This is a genomic window from Streptomyces sp. A18, from assembly GCF_059026065.1.
In genome coordinates, this window is record NZ_JBWLKL010000006.1 from 19218 (window position 1) to 39905 (window position 20688).

General features: G+C 70.2%; 21 protein-coding genes. 10 read left to right on the forward strand and 11 right to left on the reverse strand.

Features of this window, described 5'->3' with window-relative positions; all coding sequences use genetic code 11:
* Positions 1–130 precede the first annotated feature (130 nt).
* Entirely contained in the window at positions 131–1432 is a 1302-nt protein-coding gene (locus tag AC5P1C_RS11980) for a CynX/NimT family MFS transporter (RefSeq protein WP_493865738.1), read from the reverse strand.
* A 114-nt stretch (positions 1433–1546) separates the two neighbouring features.
* Here AC5P1C_RS11980 and AC5P1C_RS11985 point away from each other — a divergent pair, with 114 nt between their 5' ends.
* Complete coding sequence (locus tag AC5P1C_RS11985) at positions 1547–2233, forward strand: FadR/GntR family transcriptional regulator (RefSeq protein WP_493865739.1); 687 nt, start codon at positions 1547–1549, stop codon at positions 2231–2233.
* On the opposite strand, the gene AC5P1C_RS11990 is transcribed toward AC5P1C_RS11985, so the two are convergent.
* The 3 genes from AC5P1C_RS11990 to fabG all read right to left on the reverse strand — a co-directional run bounded on the left by AC5P1C_RS11990 (position 2217) and on the right by fabG (position 4172).
* Positions 2217–2549, reverse strand: coding sequence for a hypothetical protein (locus AC5P1C_RS11990; RefSeq protein ID WP_493865740.1), 333 nt, complete (start codon positions 2547–2549; stop codon positions 2217–2219). The genes AC5P1C_RS11985 and AC5P1C_RS11990 overlap by 17 nt on opposite strands.
* A gap of 136 nt (positions 2550–2685) precedes the next feature.
* Positions 2686–3447 (reverse strand): enoyl-ACP reductase FabI, encoded by a 762-nt coding sequence (gene fabI / locus AC5P1C_RS11995; RefSeq protein WP_493865741.1) that lies wholly within the window; start codon positions 3445–3447, stop codon positions 2686–2688.
* A gap of 5 nt (positions 3448–3452) precedes the next feature.
* Positions 3453–4172, reverse strand: coding sequence for a 3-oxoacyl-[acyl-carrier-protein] reductase (fabG, locus tag AC5P1C_RS12000; RefSeq protein ID WP_493865742.1), 720 nt, complete (start codon positions 4170–4172; stop codon positions 3453–3455).
* Positions 4173–4357: 185 nt separating this feature from the next.
* On the opposite strand from fabG, the gene AC5P1C_RS12005 reads away from it, so the two are divergent.
* The 3 genes from AC5P1C_RS12005 (at position 4358) to tyrS (ending at position 8635) form a co-directional block, all read left to right on the forward strand.
* Positions 4358–5881: a TldD/PmbA family protein gene (locus tag AC5P1C_RS12005; RefSeq protein WP_493865743.1), complete on the forward strand. Its 1524-nt coding sequence runs from the start codon at positions 4358–4360 to the stop codon at positions 5879–5881.
* Positions 5878–7290 (forward strand): metallopeptidase TldD-related protein, encoded by a 1413-nt coding sequence (locus AC5P1C_RS12010; protein WP_493865744.1) that lies wholly within the window; start codon positions 5878–5880, stop codon positions 7288–7290. The genes AC5P1C_RS12005 and AC5P1C_RS12010 overlap by 4 nt, the downstream gene beginning before the upstream one ends.
* Positions 7291–7366: 76 nt before the next feature.
* The gene (gene tyrS, locus AC5P1C_RS12015) at positions 7367–8635 is read left to right on the forward strand and encodes a tyrosine--tRNA ligase (RefSeq protein WP_493865745.1); all 1269 of its coding nucleotides are present in this window, start codon (positions 7367–7369) and stop codon (positions 8633–8635) included.
* A gap of 73 nt (positions 8636–8708) precedes the next feature.
* On the opposite strand, the gene AC5P1C_RS12020 is transcribed toward tyrS, so the two are convergent.
* Complete coding sequence (locus tag AC5P1C_RS12020) at positions 8709–8984, reverse strand: GlsB/YeaQ/YmgE family stress response membrane protein (protein WP_493865746.1); 276 nt, start codon at positions 8982–8984, stop codon at positions 8709–8711.
* A gap of 215 nt (positions 8985–9199) precedes the next feature.
* Between AC5P1C_RS12020 and AC5P1C_RS12025 the strand changes: the two genes are divergently transcribed.
* Together AC5P1C_RS12025 and AC5P1C_RS12030 are read left to right on the forward strand one after the other, a co-directional pair.
* Positions 9200–9589 carry a DUF3099 domain-containing protein gene (locus tag AC5P1C_RS12025; RefSeq protein ID WP_493865747.1) on the forward strand — a complete coding sequence of 130 codons (390 nt, stop codon included), beginning with the start codon at positions 9200–9202 and terminating at the stop codon, positions 9587–9589.
* A gap of 189 nt (positions 9590–9778) precedes the next feature.
* Positions 9779–9994: a hypothetical protein gene (locus tag AC5P1C_RS12030; protein WP_493865748.1), complete on the forward strand. Its 216-nt coding sequence runs from the start codon at positions 9779–9781 to the stop codon at positions 9992–9994.
* On the opposite strand, the gene moaA is transcribed toward AC5P1C_RS12030, so the two are convergent.
* The 3 genes from moaA to AC5P1C_RS12045 all read right to left on the reverse strand — a co-directional run bounded on the left by moaA (position 9991) and on the right by AC5P1C_RS12045 (position 13188).
* Positions 9991–11007: a GTP 3',8-cyclase MoaA gene (gene moaA, locus AC5P1C_RS12035; RefSeq protein ID WP_493865749.1), complete on the reverse strand. Its 1017-nt coding sequence runs from the start codon at positions 11005–11007 to the stop codon at positions 9991–9993. The two genes, AC5P1C_RS12030 and moaA, sit on opposite strands and share 4 nt — an antisense overlap.
* Positions 11008–11188: 181 nt before the next feature.
* The gene (locus AC5P1C_RS12040) at positions 11189–12823 is read right to left on the reverse strand and encodes a monocarboxylic acid transporter (protein WP_493865750.1); all 1635 of its coding nucleotides are present in this window, start codon (positions 12821–12823) and stop codon (positions 11189–11191) included.
* Positions 12820–13188, reverse strand: a complete 369-nt coding sequence (locus tag AC5P1C_RS12045; RefSeq protein WP_493865751.1) for a DUF485 domain-containing protein — start codon at positions 13186–13188, stop codon at positions 12820–12822. The genes AC5P1C_RS12040 and AC5P1C_RS12045 overlap by 4 nt, the downstream gene beginning before the upstream one ends.
* A gap of 324 nt (positions 13189–13512) precedes the next feature.
* Between AC5P1C_RS12045 and AC5P1C_RS12050 the strand changes: the two genes are divergently transcribed.
* The 4 genes from AC5P1C_RS12050 (at position 13513) to AC5P1C_RS12065 (ending at position 18276) form a co-directional block, all read left to right on the forward strand.
* Positions 13513–15048, forward strand: coding sequence for a S8 family peptidase (locus AC5P1C_RS12050; RefSeq protein WP_493865752.1), 1536 nt, complete (start codon positions 13513–13515; stop codon positions 15046–15048).
* Between the two features lie 69 nt (positions 15049–15117).
* The gene (locus AC5P1C_RS12055) at positions 15118–15699 is read left to right on the forward strand and encodes a hypothetical protein (protein WP_493865753.1); all 582 of its coding nucleotides are present in this window, start codon (positions 15118–15120) and stop codon (positions 15697–15699) included.
* A gap of 21 nt (positions 15700–15720) precedes the next feature.
* Positions 15721–17133: a CoA transferase gene (locus tag AC5P1C_RS12060; protein WP_493865754.1), complete on the forward strand. Its 1413-nt coding sequence runs from the start codon at positions 15721–15723 to the stop codon at positions 17131–17133.
* A gap of 84 nt (positions 17134–17217) precedes the next feature.
* Entirely contained in the window at positions 17218–18276 is a 1059-nt protein-coding gene (locus AC5P1C_RS12065) for a CopD family protein (protein WP_493865755.1), read from the forward strand.
* On the opposite strand, the gene AC5P1C_RS12070 is transcribed toward AC5P1C_RS12065, so the two are convergent.
* The 3 genes from AC5P1C_RS12070 to AC5P1C_RS12080 all read right to left on the reverse strand — a co-directional run bounded on the left by AC5P1C_RS12070 (position 18245) and on the right by AC5P1C_RS12080 (position 20645).
* A complete protein-coding gene (locus AC5P1C_RS12070; protein WP_493865756.1) occupies positions 18245–18940 on the reverse strand; it encodes a lysoplasmalogenase in 696 nt (231 codons plus the stop codon). The two genes, AC5P1C_RS12065 and AC5P1C_RS12070, sit on opposite strands and share 32 nt — an antisense overlap.
* Positions 18937–19803 (reverse strand): sterol desaturase family protein, encoded by an 867-nt coding sequence (locus AC5P1C_RS12075; RefSeq protein ID WP_493865757.1) that lies wholly within the window; start codon positions 19801–19803, stop codon positions 18937–18939. Before AC5P1C_RS12075 ends, AC5P1C_RS12070 begins: the two co-directional genes overlap by 4 nt.
* Positions 19804–19928: 125 nt before the next feature.
* Positions 19929–20645: a VIT1/CCC1 transporter family protein gene (locus AC5P1C_RS12080; protein ID WP_493865758.1), complete on the reverse strand. Its 717-nt coding sequence runs from the start codon at positions 20643–20645 to the stop codon at positions 19929–19931.
* Positions 20646–20688: the final 43 nt, after the last annotated feature.

The window sequence follows — 20688 nt, forward strand, 5'->3', positions numbered from 1 at the left end:
TCGCCGCCGGGGTTACGAGAGTGACCCCCGCCGGGGTCACGGGAGCGACCACCGCCAGGGTCACGGGAGCAAGGCCGCCGTGGTCGCGCGAACGGCCGCCCCCGAGTCGCGGGAGCGGCCGTTGCCCGCATCAGGCTGCCGCCGCGACCTCGTCCTCGACCGTGCGGTTGCGGCCCGCCAGGATGCCCACCACGATCTGCGGCACCATCAGACCGGCCATGAGCGCGATCGGCAGCTCCCAGCCGCCGCTGTGCTGGTAGAGCACGCCCACCAGGAGCGGCCCCGGGATCGAGATCAGGTAACCGGTGCTCTGCGCGAAGGCCGACAGCTTGGCGACGCCCACGCTGCTCTTGGCCCGCATGCCGACCATGGTGAGGGCCAGCGGGAAGGCGCAGTTGGAGACGCCGAGCAGCAGGGCCCAGGCCCAGGCGCCGCCCTGCGGAGCGAGGTAGAGACCCGCGTAACCGGCGAGTCCGCAGGCGCCGAGCACGACCACCACGGGGCCCTGGTTCGGCAGCCGTGTGGCGACCCGCGGGATGACGAAGGCCAGCGGCACGCCCATCGCCATGATGACGGCGAGGAGCACGCCGGCCTCCCCCGCCGGGACACCCGCGTCACGGAAGATCTGCGGGATCCAGCCCATCGTGATGTACGCGGCGGTCGCCTGGAGCCCGAAGAACACGGCAAGCGCCCACGCCGTACGGCTGCGCGTGATGCGCAGGCCCGCGTCCTCCTGGCGCACCTCGGAGCTGACGTGCTCCGGGGCGGCGGACGCGGCACTCTTGTCCCGCACGAGCGGCACCCACGGCACGACCGCGACGACGGCGAGCGTCGCCCACACCGCGAGCCCGGACTGCCAACTGCCGCCCAGGGCATCGGTCATGGGCACCGTGATGGCCGCGGCGAGCGACGTGCCGAGCGCGAGCGCCATCGAGTAGAGCCCGGTCATCGAGCCGACCCGGTCGGGGAACCAGCGCTTGACGATCACCGGCATCAGGACGTTGCTGACCGCGATGCCCATGAGGGCGAGCGCGCTCGCGGCGAGGAAGCCTGCGGTGCCGCCGAGGAAGGGGCGGATCGCCAGGCCGGTGGCGATCGCGACCATGCCCGCGCAGACCACGGCGCTGGGGCCGAACCGGCGGGCGAGGCGCGGCGCCATCACTCCGAAGACCGCGAAGCAGAGCGGCGGGACGGAGGTGAGCAGTCCGGCGAGCGAGCCGCTCATGCCGAGCCCGTCACGCACCTCTTCGAGGAGGGAGCCGAGGCTGGTGATGGCCGGGCGGAGGTTGAGGGCGGCCAGGACGATGCCGACGATGACGAGACGCGTGGCCCACGCGCGCGTGGGGGGCTGTTTCTCCGCTGCCCCGGTCGCCGCGTCGGTACGTATCGGTGTCGGTGTCGGTGTCATCGTCGTGGATTCCTCACTAGCCATGGGGCCATCATAGAATCATGGGATGATTGGCTGTCCAATCCCTTGCCGCTGTTTTCCGTCACACCACTGCCTCCGCTCCCCCTGTCACCGCCACATCGCGTACGAAGGAACGTCATGCCGCTGACCACCCCGCACCGCTCAGCGCTCTCCGAGCAGGTCATCGCCGAGCTGCGCAACCAGATCTCGTCGGGAGAGTGGCCGGTCGGCTCCCGCATCCCCACCGAACCCGAGCTGGTCGAGCTGCTCGGCGTGGCACGCAACACCGTCCGCGAGGCGGTCCGCGCCCTGGCGCACAACGGCCTCCTCGACATCCGCCAGGGCTCGGGCACCTATGTGGTCGCCGAGAGCGAACTGGCCGGCGTGATGCAGCGCAGGTTCGCCGACGCGGATCCGCGGCACATCGCGGAGCTGCGCAGCACCCTGGAGTCGAGCGCGGCGAAGCTGGCCGCGCAGCGGCGCACGGAGCGCGACCTCAAGCAGCTCGACGCCCTCCTGGAGCGGCGCGAGGAGGCCTGGGAGTCGGGCGACGCGGAGGCCTTCGTGACGGCCGACGCGACCTTCCACCTGGCCGTCGTGGCCGCGTCCCACAACGACGTGATGACGGCGATGTACGCCGACCTCGGCGAGGTCATGCGGGACTGGCTGCGCGAGGACGTCGGCGAGAAGCTGACCGTGGAGAGCCACATGGACCACGCCCGGCTCGTCGACGCGATCCGGGAGAACGACGCCGAGGCGGCCGCCAGGGAGGCCGCCGCCTATCCGTTCATGTGCCGCCCGGAGCTGTTCACTTCTGGTGACTGACCCAGACGGACCGGATCTCCTTCCAGCACCGCCCGGTGAGCCGCACGGTCTGGGCGGGCCCTGCCTCCACGGAGACGCCGTCGCTGTCGATGTCCCACCACTGCTCGCACTCCACGTGCAGCCGGACCCGGTCGGTCTCGGGGTACGGGTTGTGGCAGTGCACGACCACCTCCGAGCCGTTGACCCTGGTGCGGCACTCCGCGCCGAACGGCCGGGGCTCGACCTCCACGCGCGCGCGTGGAGGCTTCGCCTCTCCGACGGCATGCGACGCGGCGCCGTACGGCAGGGCGATCAGCAGGGTGAGAGCGGCGAGCACCGCAGGAGGTGACGGGCGCACACCTCAGGGTGCGCGCTTGTGCCTCGGCCGCGCCTGGCCAGTGGGCCGAACGGGGGACGCCCCGCCTCCCGCGAGACACGGGGGACGGGGCGTCAGGAACGTACGAAATGCCTGCTCAGGCACCCATCATGTGCACGCCGCCGTCGACGTGGATGATCTCGCCCGTGGTCTTCGGGAAGAAGTCCGAGAGCAGCGCGACGATGCCGCGGCCCGCGGGCTCGGCGTCCGCCATGTCCCAGCTCAGCGGCGAGCGGGTGTTCCAGACGTCCGCGAGGTCGGCGAAGCCCGGGATGGACTTGGCCGCCATGGAGCCGAGCGGGCCCGCGGAGATCAGGTTGCAGCGGATGTCCTCCTTGCCCAGGTCACGGGCGAGGTAGCGGTTCGTGGCCTCCAGGGCGGCCTTGGCCGGGCCCATCCAGTCGTACTTGGGCCATGCGAACTGCGCGTCGAAGGTGAGGCCGACGACCGAGGCGCCGCCCTCGAACAGCGGCCGGCAGGCCATGGTGAGCGACTTCAGGGAGTACGCCGAGACGTGCATCGCCGTCGCGACGTCGTCGAAGGACGCCTCGAGGAAGTTGAAGGCACCCTGCGGGGCGAAGCCGATGGAGTGCACGACGCCGTCGAGGCCGCCGAGCTCGTCCTTGACCAGGCCCGCGAGCCGGTCCAGGTGCTCCTGGTTGGTCACGTCCAGCTCGATGACCTTGGCGGGCTTGGGCAGCTTCTTGGCGATGCGCTCGGTGAGCGTGGGCCGCGGGAAGGCGGTGAGGATGACCTCGGCGCCCTGCTCCTGCGCGACCTTGGCCGCGTGGAACGCGATGGAGGACTCCATCAGAACGCCCGTGATCAAAATCTTCTTGCCGTCGAGAATTCCGCTCATGGTGATCAGTGACCCATGCCCAATCCGCCGTCAACGGGGATGACGGCTCCAGTGATGTACGAGGCGTCGTCCGAGGCGAGGAACTTCACCGCGGCGGCGATCTCCTCGGGCTGCGCGTAACGGCCGAGCGGCACCTGCGCCATGATGTTCGACCGCTGCTCGTCCGTGAGCACCTTGGTCATGTCGGTGTCGACGAAACCGGGCGCCACGACGTTGAAAGTGAGGTTGCGCGACCCGAGCTCACGGGCCAGGGAACGCGCGAAGCCGACCAGACCGGCCTTGGAGGCGGCGTAGTTCGCCTGCCCCGGACCACCCATCAGACCAACGACGGAAGAGATCAGCACGACGCGGCCCTTCTTGGCGCGCAGCATGCCGCGGTTGGCGCGCTTCACGACACGGAAGGTGCCGGTGAGGTTGGTGTCGAGGACGGACATGAAGTCCTCCTCGGACATGCGCATGAGGAGCTGGTCCTTGGTGATCCCGGCGTTGGCCACCAGGATCTCCACCGGACCGTGCTTCTCCTCGATCTCCTTGTAGGCCTGCTCCACCTGCTCGGTGTCGGTGATGTCGCACTTGACTGCGAGGACTCCGAGCTCGGCAAGCTCCTGGGGTGGTTCACCCGAGCGGTAGGTGATCGCGACCTTGTCGCCGGTGTCGGCGAAGACGCGGGCGATGGCGAGGCCGATGCCCCGGTTTCCTCCGGTGACGAGAACCGAGCGGCTCAACGGATCACCCTTTCGATAGCGGTCTGGTACCTCGAAAACCTATCGGTACGGTGCTCCATACGGAGAATCGACCACCGACAGTGGCGTACCGGACTCACTGTCGGGTCCCTACAGAAATCTCTGGCCGCCGGGCCCTCACGCGCGACATGATCTGACCGACCGGTGCCGACAGCAGGGAGACATCCGTGCCTCATTCCATCGATGAAGCCTTCACGGCGCTGCCGCTGCGGGCTCTCGCCGACGCCGCCCTCGCCCGCGCGCGTGCCCTGGGCGCAGACCACGCGGACTTCCGCCTCGAGCGGGTACGCAGCGCGTCATGGCGGCTGCGGGACGCCAGGCCGTCCGGCACGTCGGACAGCACGGACCTCGGCTACGCGGTCCGCGTGGTGCACGGCGGTACCTGGGGGTTCGCCTCGGGCGTCGATCTGACGATGGACGCGGCGGCGAAGGTCGCGTCCCAGGCCGTGGCGATGGCCAAGCTCTCCGCGAAGGTCATCAAGGCGGCGGGCTCCAAGGAGCGGGTGGAGCTGGCCGACGAGCCGGTACACGCGGAGAAGACCTGGATCTCGTCGTACGAGATCGACCCGTTCTCCGTGCCGGACGAGGAGAAGAGCGGGCTGCTCGCCGAGTGGAGCTCCCGGCTCCTCGCCGCCGACGGCGTCTCGCACGTCGACGCCTCGCTGCTCACCGTGCACGAGAACAAGTTCTACGCGGACACGGCGGGGACGGTGACCACGCAGCAGCGCGTGCGCCTGCACCCGCAGCTCAACGCGGTCGCGGTGGACGAGACGAGCGGCGAGTTCGACTCGATGCGGACCATCGCGCCGCCGGTCGGGCGCGGCTGGGAGTACCTCACCGGCACCGGCTGGGACTGGGACGCGGAGCTCGCGCGCATCCCGGAGCACCTCGCCGAGAAGATGCGGGCGCCGAGCGTGGAGGCGGGCTCGTACGACCTGATCGTCGACCCCTCGAACCTCTGGCTGACCATCCACGAGTCCATCGGCCACGCCACCGAGCTCGACCGCGCGCTCGGTTACGAAGCGGCGTACGCGGGGACGTCGTTCGCCACCTTCGACCAGCTCGGCAAGCTCGCGTACGGCTCGTCGATCATGAATGTGACGGGCGACAGGACCGCCGAGCACGGCCTGTCGACCATCGGGTACGACGACGAGGGCGTGGCCGCGCAGTCCTGGGACCTGGTGAAGGACGGCACCCTGGTCGGCTACCAGCTGGACCGGCGGATCGCGAAGCTCACCGGCTTCGACCGCTCGAACGGCTGCGCGTACGCGGACTCCCCCGGCCATGTGCCGGTGCAGCGCATGGCGAACGTGTCGCTCCAACCGGATCCCGGCGGGCTCTCGACGGAGGACCTGATCGGGGGTGTGGACCGGGGCATCTACGTGGTGGGCGACCGGTCCTGGTCGATCGACATGCAGAGGTACAACTTCCAGTTCACCGGGCAGCGCTTCTACCGCATCGAGAACGGCCGCATCACCGGCCAGCTGCGCGATGTCGCGTACCAGGCGACGACCACCGACTTCTGGGGTTCGATGGCGGCGGTCGGCGGCCCGCAGACGTACGTCCTCGGCGGCGCCTTCAACTGCGGCAAGGCCCAGCCGGGCCAGGTCGCGGCGGTCTCGCACGGCTGCCCCTCGGCCCTGTTCCGAGGCGTGAACATCCTCAACACGACGCAGGAGGCAGGGCGATGACCTCTCGTACGAACGGCACGAACGGTTCGAACAAGCCGCACGAGATCGTCGAGCGCGCCCTCGAACTGTCCACGGCCGACGGCTGCGTCGTCATCGCCGACGAGCACTCGACGGCGAACCTGCGCTGGGCGGGCAATTCCCTGACCACGAACGGCGTCACCCGCGGCCGCACCCTCACCGTCGTCGCGACCGTCGACGGCAAGGAAGGCACCGCATCCGGCGTCGTCTCGCGCTCGGCCGTCACCAAGGACGAGCTGGAGCCGCTGGTGCGGGCGGCCGAGCACGCCGCGCGCGGGGCAGGGCCCGCCGAGGACGCGCAGCCGCTGGTGGCCGGGGCGAAGGAGTCCGCGGACTTCAGGGACGCGCCCGCCGAGACGTCCTCCGCGGTCTTCGCGGACTTCGCCCCGGCGCTCGGCGAGGCGTTCGCCACGGCCCGCGCGGGCGGGCGTGAGCTGTACGGCTTCGCGAACCACGAACTCGTGTCGAGCTATCTCGGTACGTCGACGGGGCTGCGCCTGCGGCACGACCAGCCGGGCGGCACCCTGGAGGTCAACGCGAAGTCCCCGGACCGCACGAAGTCGGCGTGGGCGGGGCGCGCGACCCGGGACTTCAAGGACGTCGACCCGACGGCGCTCGACGCGGAGCTCGCCAAGCGTCTGGGGTGGGCCCAGCGGCGCATCGACCTGCCCGCGGGGCGGTACGAGACGCTGCTCCCGCCGACCGCCGTCGCGGACCTCCTGATCTACCAGCTGTGGTCGGCTTCGGCCCGGGACGCGGCCGAGGGGCGGACGGTGTTCTCCAAGCCTGGCGGCGGCACCCGCGTCGGCGACCGGCTCGCCGAGCTGCCCCTGACGCTGCGCAGCGACCCGAACGAGCCGGGCCTGGAGTCCGCCCCGTTCGTGCTCGCGCACGCGTCGGGCGGCGACTCGTCCGTGTTCGACAACGGGCTTCCGCTGGCCGCCACCGACTGGGTACGCGCGGGCGAGCTCGCGCATCTGACCAGCACCCGGCACAGCGCCTCCCTGACCGGCCTGCCGGTGGCCCCGGCCATCGACAACCTCATCCTGGACGGCGGCACCGACCGCTCCCTGGAGGAGATGGTCGCGAGCACGGAGCGCGGGCTTCTCCTGACCTGCCTCTGGTACATCCGCGAGGTCGACCCGGCCACCCTGCTGCTCACCGGGCTCACCCGCGACGGCGTCTATCTCGTCGAGAACGGCGAGGTCGTGGGCGAGGTGAACAACTTCCGCTTCAACGAGTCGCCGGTGGACCTGCTCTCGCGGGCCGCGGAGGCCGGGCGCACGGAAAAGACGCTGCCCAGGGAGTGGGGCGACTGGTTCACCAGGGCCGCGATGCCCGCCCTGCGCATCCCCGACTTCAACATGAGCTCGGTCAGCCAAGGCGTGTGACGCCCATAGACTGGCCGGTACCAACCGGTACCGGCCGGAAGCTTTTCCCAGCAGCCTTTCAAGGAGACACAAGACCGTGACGGACATCGTCGACGAGCTGAAGTGGCGCGGGCTTTTCGCCCTGTCCACTGACGAAGATGCACTGCGCAAGGCGCTCGCGGACGGCCCCGTCACGTTCTATTGCGGCTTCGACCCCACTGCGGCCAGCCTGCACGTCGGGCACCTGGTGCAGGTCCTCACGGTGCGCCGCCTCCAGCAGGCCGGGCACCGACCACTCGCCCTGGTGGGCGGCGCCACGGGTCAGATCGGTGACCCGCGGCCGACGGCCGAGCGCACCCTGAACGATCCGGAGACGGTCGCGAACTGGGTGGCCCGCCTGCGCTCGCAGATCGAGCCGTTCCTGTCCTTCGAGGGCGAGAACGCCGCGCTGATGGTCAACAACCTGGACTGGACCGCGGGCATGTCCGCGATCGAGTTCCTGCGGGACATCGGCAAGCACTTCCGCGTGAACAAGATGCTGACCAAGGACTCCGTGGCCCGGCGCCTGGAGTCCCAGGAGGGCATCTCGTACACGGAGTTCAGCTACCAGCTGCTCCAGGGCATGGACTTCCTGGAGCTGTACCGGCGCTACGGCTGCACGCTCCAGCAGGGCGGATCCGACCAGTGGGGCAACCTCACGGCGGGCATCGACCTGATCCATCGCCTGGAGCCTGACGCCGGCGTCCACGCGATCGCGACGCCGCTGATGGTCAAGGCGGACGGCACCAAGTTCGGCAAGACCGAGGGCGGCGCCGTCTGGCTCGACCCCGAGATGACCACGCCGTACGCGTTCTACCAGTTCTGGCTGAACGTGGACGACCGCGATGTCACGACGTACTCGCGCATCCTCAGCTTCAAGTCCCGCGAGGAGCTCGAGGAGATCGAGAAGCTCACCGAGGAGCGCCCGCAGGCCCGCGCGGCCCAGCGCGCGCTCGCCGAGGAGCTGACGACGCTGGTGCACGGCGCCGACCAGTGCGCCGCGGTCATCGCCGCGTCGAAGGCGCTCTTCGGCCAGGGCGAGCTCGGCGACCTCGACGAGGCGACGCTGGGCGCGGCCCTCTCCGAGCTGCCGCGTGTCCAGGTCAGTGAGCTCGGCCCGGTGGTGGACCTCCTTGCGGAGGTCGGCCTGGTGGCGAGCAAGTCCGCGGCCCGGCGCACGGTCAAGGAGGGCGGGGCCTACGTGAACAACGCGAAGGTCGCGTCCGAGGACGCCGTACCGTCCCGCGACGAACTCCTGCACGGGCGCTGGCTGGTGCTCCGCCGGGGCAAGAAGAACCTGGCGGCGGTCGAGCTCACCGCGGGCTGACCCGCGTTCCTTTGCACGCGAGAGGGGCCGGCCCCTATGGACCGGCCCCTCTCGCGTGCCGCGTTCCCGCAGGTCAGGCGCGCTGTTTATTGCCCCTGATCATCTTGTAGAGCATGTCTCCGACGCCCACGACGACGAGGGCCGCCACAAGTTGCAGGGCATGTCGACCCCAGTCGATTCCCTTGGTGTCATCGATGCCGAACCCAGAGGCAAGCGAGTTGCCGATGATCGCGCCGATGATGCCGAAGATCGTGGTCAGCCAGAGCGGACTGTGCTGCTTGCCGGGCAGGATCGCCTTGGCGATCAGCCCCAGCACGAATCCGACGACGATGGCCCACAACCAGCTCATAGCTGCCTCCTCATCCGGCTCAACATGAGCATTACGGTCAGTCTCGGCCGATCCTCCATACGGCGCATGTCGGGCACGCCCATACGTGTCATGACGCAGACAGGACACCCAGAACAGACCTGCCCCGGTCTCGAAGGCTGCGCAGCCGCGGCGTAACGTGGAGCGCGTCCGGGCCGGGGAGCGCCCGGCTTCTTGTGAGCAGGCGGTGGAATGTGATGCGGAAGCAGAGCGGCGCCCAGGTCTTCCGGATCACAGGGGCCCGACAGGGTCTCGCGGACGACGTGCGCGGCAGGCAGCGCCGGTACGTGATCTCGATGTCGATCCGTACGCTTTCGGTCATTGCCGCGGCAGTGCTGTGGAACGTCGAGCGGCATGTCGCCCTTGTCGCCCTGGTGCTCGGCATCCTCCTTCCGTACATCTCCGTCGTGATCGCCAACGCGGGCCGGGAGAGCGTGCCTTCGCTGCCGTCGACCTTCGTACCGGCGCCGTCCCGGCCGATGATCGCGCCGCCGACGGCGCACGACGAGTCCGCGGAACCCTTCCCGGAAGCCGGCGCGGGCCCCGCGCCGGACGGGCCGGGCGCCCCGTCCGGCCACCAGAAGTGACCGTCGACGTTGCGCCAAGCTCAAGAAAAGCTCAGATCAATCATGTAGTTCCGGTGCCAGGCACCGGGTCCCCCGTGACATACTTCGTACGCGCTCCGCATCCCCCGTCGGAGCGACAGACCGACGCCGGGCAGCTCCCCCCGTGGCTGCTCGGCGTCGCCTTGTTTTGAACGCACTTGGACGTTACTCGTGAGCGACGAAACACCGATCTGTTCCGCCAAGGGCTGCCGCGCCGCCGCGGTGTGGGTGCTCGCGTGGAACAACCCGAAGATCCACACTCCGGAGCGCCGCAAGACGTGGCTCGCGTGTGAGGAACACCGCGAGCACCTCTCTCAATTCCTCGGTGTGCGCGGCATGTTGAAGGACACCGTGCCCCTCGCCGACTGGGAAGCCCCGGAGAGCTAGCCGCCGATCGCCGACATCGGGCGGTCCGGCTGCAGGAACGTCGGGTCGTCGAGGCCAGAGCCCGCCTTCTTGCCCCACATCGCGAGCTTCCATATGCGCGCGATCTCCTCGTCCGAGCCGGCTGCGTCGTCGGCGCTGTCCTCCCCATTGGCCCGCAGGGCGGCCCTCAGGTCCGTCTCCTCCGTGGCGAACAGGCAGGTGCGGACCTGGCCGTCGGCCGTCAGGCGGGTGCGGTCGCAGGCGGAGCAGAACGGGCGGGTGACGGAGGCGATGACGCCGACGCGATGCGGCCCGCCGTCCACGATCCAGCGCTCGGCCGGCGCGGAGCCGCGCTCGCCGGAGCCTTCTTCGGTGAGCTCGAAGCGCGTACGCAGCGACTGCAGGATGTCACCGGCGGTGATCATTCCGTCGCGCTTCCAGCCGTGCTGGGCGTCCAGGGGCATCTGCTCGATGAAGCGCAGCTCGTACTCGTTCTCGACGGCCCAGGCGAGCAGGTCGGGGGCTTCGTCGTCGTTCAGGCCCGGCATCAGGACCGTGTTGACCTTGACCGGGGTCAGGCCCGCGTCTCGGGCCGCTTCGAGGCCCTCAAGGACGTCCTTGTGGCGGTCGCGGCGGGTGAGGGTCTTGAAGACGTCCGGGCGCAGCGTGTCCAGGGAGACGTTCACCCGGTCGAGGCCCGCGGCCTTGAGGGCGGCCGCGGTGCGCTTGAGGCCGATGCCGTTCGTCGTCAGGGACATCCTGGGGCGCGGCTCCAGCTGGGCGCAGCGCTCGACGATGCCGACGAGGCCGGGGCGCAGGAGCGGCTCGCCGCCGGTGAAGCGGACCTCGGTGATGCCCAGCTGCGTCACGGCGATGCGGATCAGGCGCACGATCTCGTCGTCGCTGAGCAGCTCGGACTTGGACAGCCATTGCAGGCCTTCTTCGGGCATGCAGTACGTGCATCGCAGGTTGCACTTGTCCGTCAGCGAAACCCGCAGATCGGTGGCCACTCGGCCATAAGTGTCGATGAGCACGTGGGCCCCCTCCCTGATCCTGATCAAGCCAGTCTGGTTCAGATACCAACGAGCCTACGTGACGGGACTGACATCGACGGGGGCACGATCCCACGAGGAGCGGCACGGCCGCGTCGTAGAGATCTACCAACGATCTACGACGCGGCCTCTGACGTGCGCGTTCAGGCGGATCCGGACGGTATCAGTGGGCTCCGGTACCGGTGAGGGACCGTACCTCCAGCTCCGCGTACTTGCCCTTGTCCGGCTCTTCCTTCGACAGCATCGTGCCGAGCCAGCCGAGCAGGAAGCCCAGCGGGATGGAGATCAGGCCCGGGTTCTCCAGCGGGAAGAGGTCGAAGTTCGCGTCGGGGAACATCGAGGTGGGCTTGCCCGAGACGACCGGCGAGAACAGCACCAGGCCGACCGCGGCCACGAGCCCGCCGTAGATGGACCAGAGCGCGCCCTGCGTGGTGAACCGCTTCCAGAAGAGGCTGTAGAGGATCGTCGGCAGGTTCGCGGAGGCCGCGACGGCGAAGGCGAGGGCGACGAGGCCCGCCACGTTGAGGTCGCGGGCCAGGGCACCGAGCGCGATGGAGACGATGCCGATGAAGACGGTCGACCAGCGAGCGGCCTTCATCTCCTCCTTCTCGGTGGCCTGGCCCTTGCGGATGACGTTCGCGTAGATGTCGTGCGCGAACGAGGACGACGAGGCCAGGGTGAGGCCCGCGACGACCGCGAGGATCGTGGCGAAGGCGACCGCGGAGATCACGGCGAGCAGGATCGCGCCGCCGGCCGAGTCGCCGCCGCCGCCGATCTCCAGGGCGGCGAGCGGCGCCGCGGTGTTGCCCGCCTTGTTCGAGGCGATGATGTCGCCGGGCTTGAGCAGCGCGGCGGCGCCGAAGCCGAGGACGATCGTCATCAGGTAGAAGGCGCCGATGATGCCGATGGCCCAGTTCACGGACTTACGCGCGGCCTTGGAGGTCGGCACCGTGTAGAAGCGGATCAGGATGTGCGGCAGTCCCGCGGTGCCGAGCACCAGGGCGATGCCGAGCGAGAGGAAGTCCAGCTTCGAGGTGTTGCTGACGCCGTACTTGAGGCCGGGCTCGAGGAAGGCCGAGCCCTTGCCGCTGTTGGAGGCGGCGGTGCCGAGCAGGTCGGAGACGTTGAAGTTGAACTTCAGGAGGATCAGGAAGGTGATCAGCACGGTGCCCGCGATGAGCAGCACGGCCTTGACCATCTGCACCCAAGTGGTGCCCTTCATGCCGCCGATGGTGACGTAGACGATCATCAGGACGCCGACGAGGGCGACGATCAGGATCTTGCCCGCGTCGCTGGTGATGCCGAGCAGCAGCGAGACCAGGACACCGGCGCCCGCCATCTGCGCGAGCAGATAGAAGATCGAGACGACGATGGTAGAGGTGCCCGCGGCAGTGCGCACCGGACGCTGGCGCATGCGATAGGCCAGCACGTCACCCATCGTGTAGCGGCCGGAGTTGCGCAGTGGCTCGGCGACCAGGAGGAGCGCCACCAGCCAGGCGACCAGGAAGCCGATGGAGTAGAGGAAGCCGTCGTACCCGAAGAGCGCGATGGCGCCCGCGATGCCCAGGAAGGACGCGGCGGACATGTAGTCGCCGGAAATCGCCAGGCCGTTCTGGAAGCCGGTGAACTGGCGGCCGCCCGCGTAGAAGTCGGCGGCGCTCTTGGTCTGGCGCCCGGCCCACACGGTGATGAAGAGGGTCGCGACGACGAAGGCCGCGAAGAGGCTGATGATCAGCACCCGGTGCTCGGAGGCGTCGGACGTCGCGGCCAGGACAGTGGTGTTCAGCGCGGGGCTCATGCGCCGCCCTCCAGACGGGACTTGATTGCCTCGGCCTTGGGGTCGAGCTTCGCGTTGGCGTGGCGCGAGTAGAACCAGGCGATGAGGAACGTGGTCAGGAACTGCGCGAGGCCGAGGACCAGGGCGACGTTGATGTTGCCGAACAGCTTGGTGCCCATGAAGTCGCCCGCGTAGTTCGAGAGCAGGACGTACGCGAGGTACCAGACGATGAAGGCGACGGTGAGCGGGAAGGCGAAGGAGCGGTGCGCCTTGCGGAGTTCACCGAACTCGGGGCTCGCTTGCTCCTCGAGGAATTCTGCCGTGGTCGGCGCGTGCGGAGTGGGGGCTTCTCCGTCCTTGGACGGTGGGGATGCTTCGGGGGCCACGGAGTCTCCTCGTGGTGCGGGTGCGGTGGGGACGGACAGCTGATCCATTGACTCTCTCTGATCCGGCAGTGACGCGGATCACGTGAGCCACGGATGGCGATGCTAAGGCCATGGGACGTGATCCGACAGGGGTCGATGTTGCTTCTGTTTCTTGTTCAACGTCACGGCGGCGCGCCCGGCGCGGTGAAGCGCGCTGCTTTCTTCCGGAATCCATTGCTGGCCTGGGAGTTCGGGGGATAGCTTCACCCCGTACAACCCGTCATGTACCTGCCCGATCACAGATGTGCTCGGGCAGTTCACGTATCCGGATGATGTGGAGATCCCATGGCTCATCTGCGTTCCAGACGCCGCATCGCGCTCACCGTGCCCCTCGGTATCGCGCTCGCGGCGTCGGTCGGCTTCGCTCCGGGCGTCGCGACCGCGGCCCCCGTCGACGCACCCGCCACCGCGTCGGCGAAGGCCGAGGCCCCGAAGCTCGCGTACGTCGTCAACACCCGCACGGACTCCAAGACGATCGCGTACGTCAAGAAGGCGATCGCGAGGGCGGACGGCTCGGTCGTCGTCGCGTACCCGAAGATCGGCGTCATCGTCGCGCACTCGGCCAACCCCGACTTCGGCAAGCAGATACGCAAGGTCAAGGGGGTCCAGTCCGCCGGCGCGACCCGCACCTCGCCCCTGACGGCGGCGGGCACCACGGAAGAGGGCGCCCCGTCCTTCGTGTCCAAGGCGGAGGCCAAGTCGCAGGGTCAGCAGGCCGCTCCGGACGCGGAGCCCCTGGAGGCCGACCAGTGGGATCTGCGCGCGATCGGCGCCGACAAGGCAGCGAAGATCAACCCGGGCAGCAAGAAGGTCACCGTCGGCGTCATCGACACCGGAGTCGACGACACACACCCGGACCTCGCGCCCAACTTCTCGGCCTCGCAGTCGGCGAACTGCGTCGGCGGCAAGGCGGACACCTCACCCGGCGCCTGGCGCCCGGAGAAGCCGGACCACTACCACGGCACGCACGTGGCCGGCGAGATCGCCGCCGCGCGCAACGGACAGGGCGTCGCGGGTGTCGCGCCCGGCGTGAAGGTCGCGGGCATCAAGGTGGCCGACCCGGTCAGCGAGTTGTTCTACCCGGAGAGCGTGGTCTGCGCGTTCGTGTTCGCCGCCGACAAGGGCATCGAGATCACGAACAACAGCTACTACGTGGACCCGTGGCTCTACAACTGCATGGACGACCCGGACCAGCGTGCCATCGTCGACGCGGTCAACAGGGCCCAGCTGTACGCCCAGAAGAAGGGCACCCTGAACCTGGCGTCGGCGGGCAACTCCAACCACGACCTCGCGTCGGACGAGATCCTGGACGACTCGAGCCCGGACGACTCGACGCCGGTGCCGCGCACCATCGACCCCTCCGAGTGCTTCGACCTGCCGACGCAGCTGCCGGGCGTGGTCACGGTCAGCGCGACGGGCGTGAAGGACCTCAAGTCGTACTACTCCACGTACGGCAAGGGCGTCATCGACGTCGCGGCCCCCGGTGGCGACAAGTACCAGATCCCGGGCGACACCCCGTCGAAGGACGGCCGCATCCTCTCCACGATGCCGGGCAACAAGTTCGCCTGGCTCCAGGGCACGTCGATGGCATCGCCGCACGCCTCGGGCGTGGCCGCGCTCCTGAAGTCGACGCACCCCAAGGCGAGCCCCGCCGAGCTCCAGCGGCTGCTCAAGAAGCAGGCCGACAACCCGGGTTGCCCGACGGAGCCGTACGACCCGGACGGTGACGGCAAGGTCGACGCCGTCTGCGAGGGCGGCAAGAACAAGAACGGCTTCTACGGAAGCGGCATCGTCGACGCGCTCGACGCCGTGCGGAAGTAGCAGGCACGCAAGGCGAGTAGGGCCGGGCGGCCGCGTGCCGCCCGGCCTTTCGCGAGAGGATCCCGTTCCATGTACGAGTACAAGGACTCCCGGTTCGTCGTTTCCGGCACGGAGCACTGGGTGCCGTGGCCCGTCCGTCCCCGGTGGCAGCTGGTGCTCGGTTTCGTCTGCATGGTCGCCTACGTGCCGTTGTGGTGCGCGCTCGCGGTGGTGGTGATCGCCGGGGTCATCGTGGTCCTGTTCCTCGCGGAGATCGTCGAGGCGGTCAGCAGCTCGGGCGAGAGGAAGCTGAACGCCCTGTCGGACCGCATGCTGGATCGTCTCGGACTGCCCGACTGGTGCGTGACCTGGCCGGAGCTGCGCCACGAAGGGGACACGGACCACTACCGCGCCCGGGTCGACAAGGTCATCGGCCGCTGGACGACGCAGGCTTCCGCTCCCCGAACGCCCAAGACGCGCCCGCCCGTCGAGTGCGAGATCCCGTGGCGCGACTACCGCGGCGTGGGCGGCGGTTACGTGGTCGAGGCCGCGGCCGCCCAGGGGTGGGAGCTGCGGCCGTCGCACCCTGAGGAGTCGATCAGGCTGTGGTGGTCGGCGGCCTCGCACGCCGCTGCGGATACACGTGCCGAGGAAACGGGCACCACGCACTGACCGACGCGGCATAGTGCATGCATGACGCACACACCGATGGCCGGTACGCGGGCGGCCTGGGCCGCACTCGGCGGCGACCCCGCGCTCCTCTCCCGTGTCACGCCCGTCGTGCGGGACGGCGCGCTGCCCGCGAGGCTCCCCGTCCGCGAGCTGGCCCGTGGCTGCGTCGGAGCCTGCGCGCTGGCCGCCGCCGAGCTGACAGCGGCCCGTACGGGACAGGCCGTGGCCGCGGTGCGGGTCGACGACGGGGCGGTGGCCACGGCGTTCACCAGTGAGCGGCATCTGCTCGTGGACGGGCGCGCACCCGCCACCTTCGCGCCCTTGTCCCGCTTCTGGCGCACCGGAGACGGCTGGGTGCGGACACACGCCAACTACCCCCACCACCGCAAGGCCCTGCTGGCCGTGCTCGGGCTCTCCGACGCCACCTCCGTGGACGCAGCGGACGCAGCGGACGCCGTGGCCGCGCGGCTCGCGGAGCGGTCCTCCCTGGACGTCGAAGACGCCGTGTACGCCGCCGGGGGACTCGCCGTGGCCCTGCGTACGCCCCAGGAGTGGGCCGCGCACCCGCAGGGCGTCGCGGTGGCGGAGCGCCCGCTGCTGAGCCGCGAGCGGGTCACTGAGGGGCCCGCACGGCCCCTCCCGGCCCTCACCGGCTCCCCCGCGCTGCCCGCCGCCGGGCTCCGCGTCCTCGACCTCACCCGGGTCATCGCGGGCCCGGTCGCGACCCGCACGCTCGCGCTGCTCGGCGCGGACGTGCTGCGCGTGGACCCGCCCCGGCTGCCCGAACTCCCGGACCAGCACGCGGACACCGGATTCGGGAAGCGGTCCACGACGCTCGATCTGGCGGTCCACGCCGATCGGCGTACGTTCGACGAGCTGCTCGCACGGGCCGACGTGGTCGTGACCGGCTACCGGCCCGGCGCCCTCGACCGCTTCGGGCTCACCCCGGAGGCGCTTGCCGAACGCGCCCCGGGTGTCATGGTGGCGCAGCTCTCGGCGTGGGGCTGGTACGGGCCGTGGGCGGGGCGCCGCGGTTTCGACAGCCTGGTGCAGGTCGCCACGGGGATCGCGGCGGCCGAGGGGGCACAGGAGCCCGGCGCGCTGCCCGCCCAGGCCTTGGACCACGGCACGGGCCATCTCCTCGCGGCGGCCGTCCTGCGGTCGCTCACCGAGCGGACGGCGGGCGAGGGCGGGACCCGGTGCGTACGGCTCGCTCTCGCGCGGACGGCGGGGTGGCTGCTGGCGGGGGACGGCGCGGACGAGCCCGGACGAGCTGATGCCTCGTACGAGGGTCCCGGCCCCTGGCTGACCGGGACGGACGGCCCGCTGGGCCGACTGCGTTACGCGCTGCCTCCGGTGAGCTTCGCGGGCGGTCCGGTCAACTGGGCGTCCCCGCCAGGACGTTGGGGAGCGGATACGCCCGAATGGCGCTGAGAGGAACCCGTCGGGCGGAATGGGATTCCGCCAGTTGTTTGCCAGGACTTGCCCGTTAAGGGTGCACCTGGTGAAGATCTTGTGGTGAGTTCCATACAGCCGTCCGCCGACCCCGGCGGCGAGGGCACGGCGGACGCGGTCGCCACCGCGCCCCCCGCCTCTCGTGGCGCACCGCGCCGCCGCCCCTCGACGGGCCATGCCGTCGCCGTGCTCGTCCTGGTGACCGCCGCCGCGCTCGTCCCGCTGCTCGGCCCGTCCGCCGCGCTGAACGGCACCGGCGAGGCGCAGGCGCCCGGCACGGCCGGGATCACGTTCCTGCGGACGGTCATGTTCGCCGCGCTGTGCGTGCAGTTGGGCGAGGTGTACGCGATCCGGCTCGCCCGCAGGGTGCCGGGAGCACCTCTGGACCGTGAGCCGCGGAGCTGGGCGGCGTACGCGGCGGGCGCGGGCCTCGTCGCGGCGCTCGGCCTCGCTTCGGTGGTGGCCAACGGCAATCTGGTGCCGCAGCAGCTCTCCGACATGGACCTGGGCGGTCTCTACGCCTCGCGGGACGGCAGGCTCGCGCTCCTGGAGGTCAACGCCTTCATCGTCGCGCTGCTGTGCGCGCGCTCGCGCCGCCCGTCCACTGCGGCGCTTCCGCTGGCCGCGGTGATCGTGGCCGAGGCCCTGCGGGCGCACCCTCCGGCGGAGGACACCCCCCTCATCGGCACCGGCCTGACGCTGGTGCATCTGACCTGCGGGGTGCTGTGGGCGGGCGGCCTGCTGCAGGTGCTGCGCATGCTGCGCCTGTGGCGGACGACGGCGCCGGAAGCGGGCGCGGCCGTACTGGGGCTCTACGCGCGCGTGGCGGCCGTGCTGTTCGCCGCGATCACCGTGACGGGGGTGTTCAGCACCCTGCGCCGGATGCCGGCAAGCACCGTCCTCGACCAGCTGACGGACACGGCCTATGGGCGCACGCTGCTCGCCAAGGTGCTCCTCGTGGTGGCCGTGGCCGTCCTCGCGCTGCTCGCGCGCCGACGGCTGCGCAAGGCCGCGGACCCGGTCTCCGCTTACTCCCCCGCGCGTGGTGAGGTCGTCGCGCTCGGGGTCGTGGTGACTGTGTCCGCGCTCCTCACGGCGTTGCCGCTGCCGATTCGCTGGTGAGGCGCACGGGCCGCTCGGCCTGCGCCCCAAGGACGCCCAGTACGCCTCTGACCAGGAGGAACTGCGCGGCGATGTACGTGAGCATGATCCAGAAGTCGGGGCGCGGGGCCTGCGGCCACTCGGCGACGCCGGTCGCGATGAGGGTGTCCGACAGGAGGAAGAGCGCGCCACCGGCGGCCGCGGTGAGGCCAAGTCTCGTGGCGGCGAACGCCATCGCGGTGAGCAGGAGGCTGTAGCCCGCCACCGGGCCGCGCATGTCCGGCGGGAGGTCGGGCCACAGGAGCGTGACCGTGGCGATGAGGGCGGCGGCGTACGCGGCCACCAGCAAGGCGCCACGCGCGCGTGGCGTGCCGTGGCGCCTGAAGAGGGTGAGGTAGCAGATGTGGCCCGCGGCGAAGGAGCTCATGCCCGCGAGGAACGCGGGGTCGGCGTCGAAGAGAAGGAGGGTGTCGCCTCCCCAGCCGAAGAGGAGCGCGACGGCCAGGAGGCGCGGGCCTTTGACCACGAGGACGTACGCCGCCAGGAGCGGCATCAGGAGGGGCTTGAAGAGGATGTGCCCCGTGTCCGAGTCCGCCAGGAGCGCCGCCAGGTCGCCCAGTGCCGCCAGGGCGAACGCGGCCAGGAGCAGGTGTGCGCGCCTGCCCACCACCGGTGCGGGACTCATGCCACGCGCTCCGGCACCGGCTCGGGAGCCTCCTGGGGCTGCCAGCCGGGGCCCCGGAACAGCCTTCCGCCCCGCTCGCGCCAACTGGTGGCCTTCCTGAGGTCCTTGGCGATCGCCACGTACTCGTGCGTGGCCACTCGCAGCGGGTTGTACGTGGTGATGTTCTTCGTGAGGCCGTAGACCGGGCGGTCCGTCTCCGCGACCCAGGAGCCGAAGATGCGGTCCCAGATGATCAGGATGCCGCCGAAGTTGCGGTCCAGGTAGCCGCCCTGCGACGCGTGGTGGACACGGTGGTGGGAGGGGGTGTTGAAGACGAACTCGAAGGGGCGCGGGAGCTTGTCGATGCGTTCGGTGTGGATCCAGAACTGGTAGACGAGGTTCGCGGACGAGCAGAACGCGAGCGCCGCCGGATGCACGCCGAGGGCGATCAGCGGGACGTAGAACGGCCAGACCGTCAGGCTCGTCCAGGGCTGGCGCAGCGCCGTCGTGAGGTTGAACTTGCGGCTGGAGTGGTGCACGACGTGGCAGGCCCACAGGATGCGGATGACGTGGTGCCCGCGGTGCGACCAGTAGTAGAAGAAGTCCTGCGCGAGCAGCATCAGCGGGATCGTCCACCACAGGACGGGGATGTGCAGCGGCGTCAGCGCGTAGATCGCCGTGTAGATCGCGACGATCGGGATCTTCCACAAGAGGTCGAAGGCCAGGCTGCCCAGCCCCATGGTGACGGAGGTGGCGGCGTCCTTCGTCTCGTACCCGGCTTCGTCCTCGTCCGGATGGATCCGGTGGCTCACGATCTCCACGACCGTGAGCAGCACGAACGCAGGTATGGACCACAGCACGACATCGGGCAGGTTCGGCGGCATGCGAGCACCGTAGAGGCCGCTGGTCGGCCGCCGCTAGACGTAGTTACCGACAAGTATTACCAGCGGTAAACAAGTGGATGTTGGTGACCTCCGCCAAAAGCGGGCGCTCAGACAGACGCCGACGCTCACACGCCGACCGCCCCGAGCAGCGCACCCGCCCCGTACGTCACCGCCATCGCGAGCGCCCCTCCCCCCATGTTGCGCAGCACGGCGGGCCGCACGTCCGCGGAGCCGAGCCGCGCGCTACTCCAGCCCGTCAGGGCGAGCGCACAAAGGACCGAGACGACGGTGACCCCCAGGCGCCAGTCGGCCGGCGGCAGCACGATCGCGAGCAGCGGAAGCAGCGCGCCCACCGTGAAGGCCACGAAGCTGGCCCAGGCGGCGTGCCAGGGGTTGGTGAGTGCGTCGGGGTCGATACCGAGCTCCACGCGCGCGTGCGCCCGCAGCGCATCCCGCTCGGTGAGCTGCCGAGCCGCCTCCCTCGCCACGTCGCGGCTCAGCCCGCGGTCCGCCAACATGTCCGTCAGCTCGGCCAGTTCGGCCTCGGGCTGCTCGCGCAGCTCGCGCTTCTCCATGGCGAGCGCGGCCTTCTCGGAGTCGCGCTGGGTGGAGACGGAGACGTACTCGCCCGCGGCCATCGACATCGACCCGGCGAGCAGCCCGGCGAGACCGGCCGTGAGCAGCGTGCTCCGATCGCCCGTCGCGCCCGCCACGCCGACGACGAGACCCGCCGTGGAGACGATGCCGTCGTTGGCCCCGAGCACGGCGGCACGCAGCCAGTTGAGGCGCGAGGCGAGGGCGCCGCCATGTGCTTCGTCGTGTTCAGGTGCCTGATCGCTCACCCGGGGAGGGTCTCACCCCCGGGTGAGCGACCAGGCGGGGGCA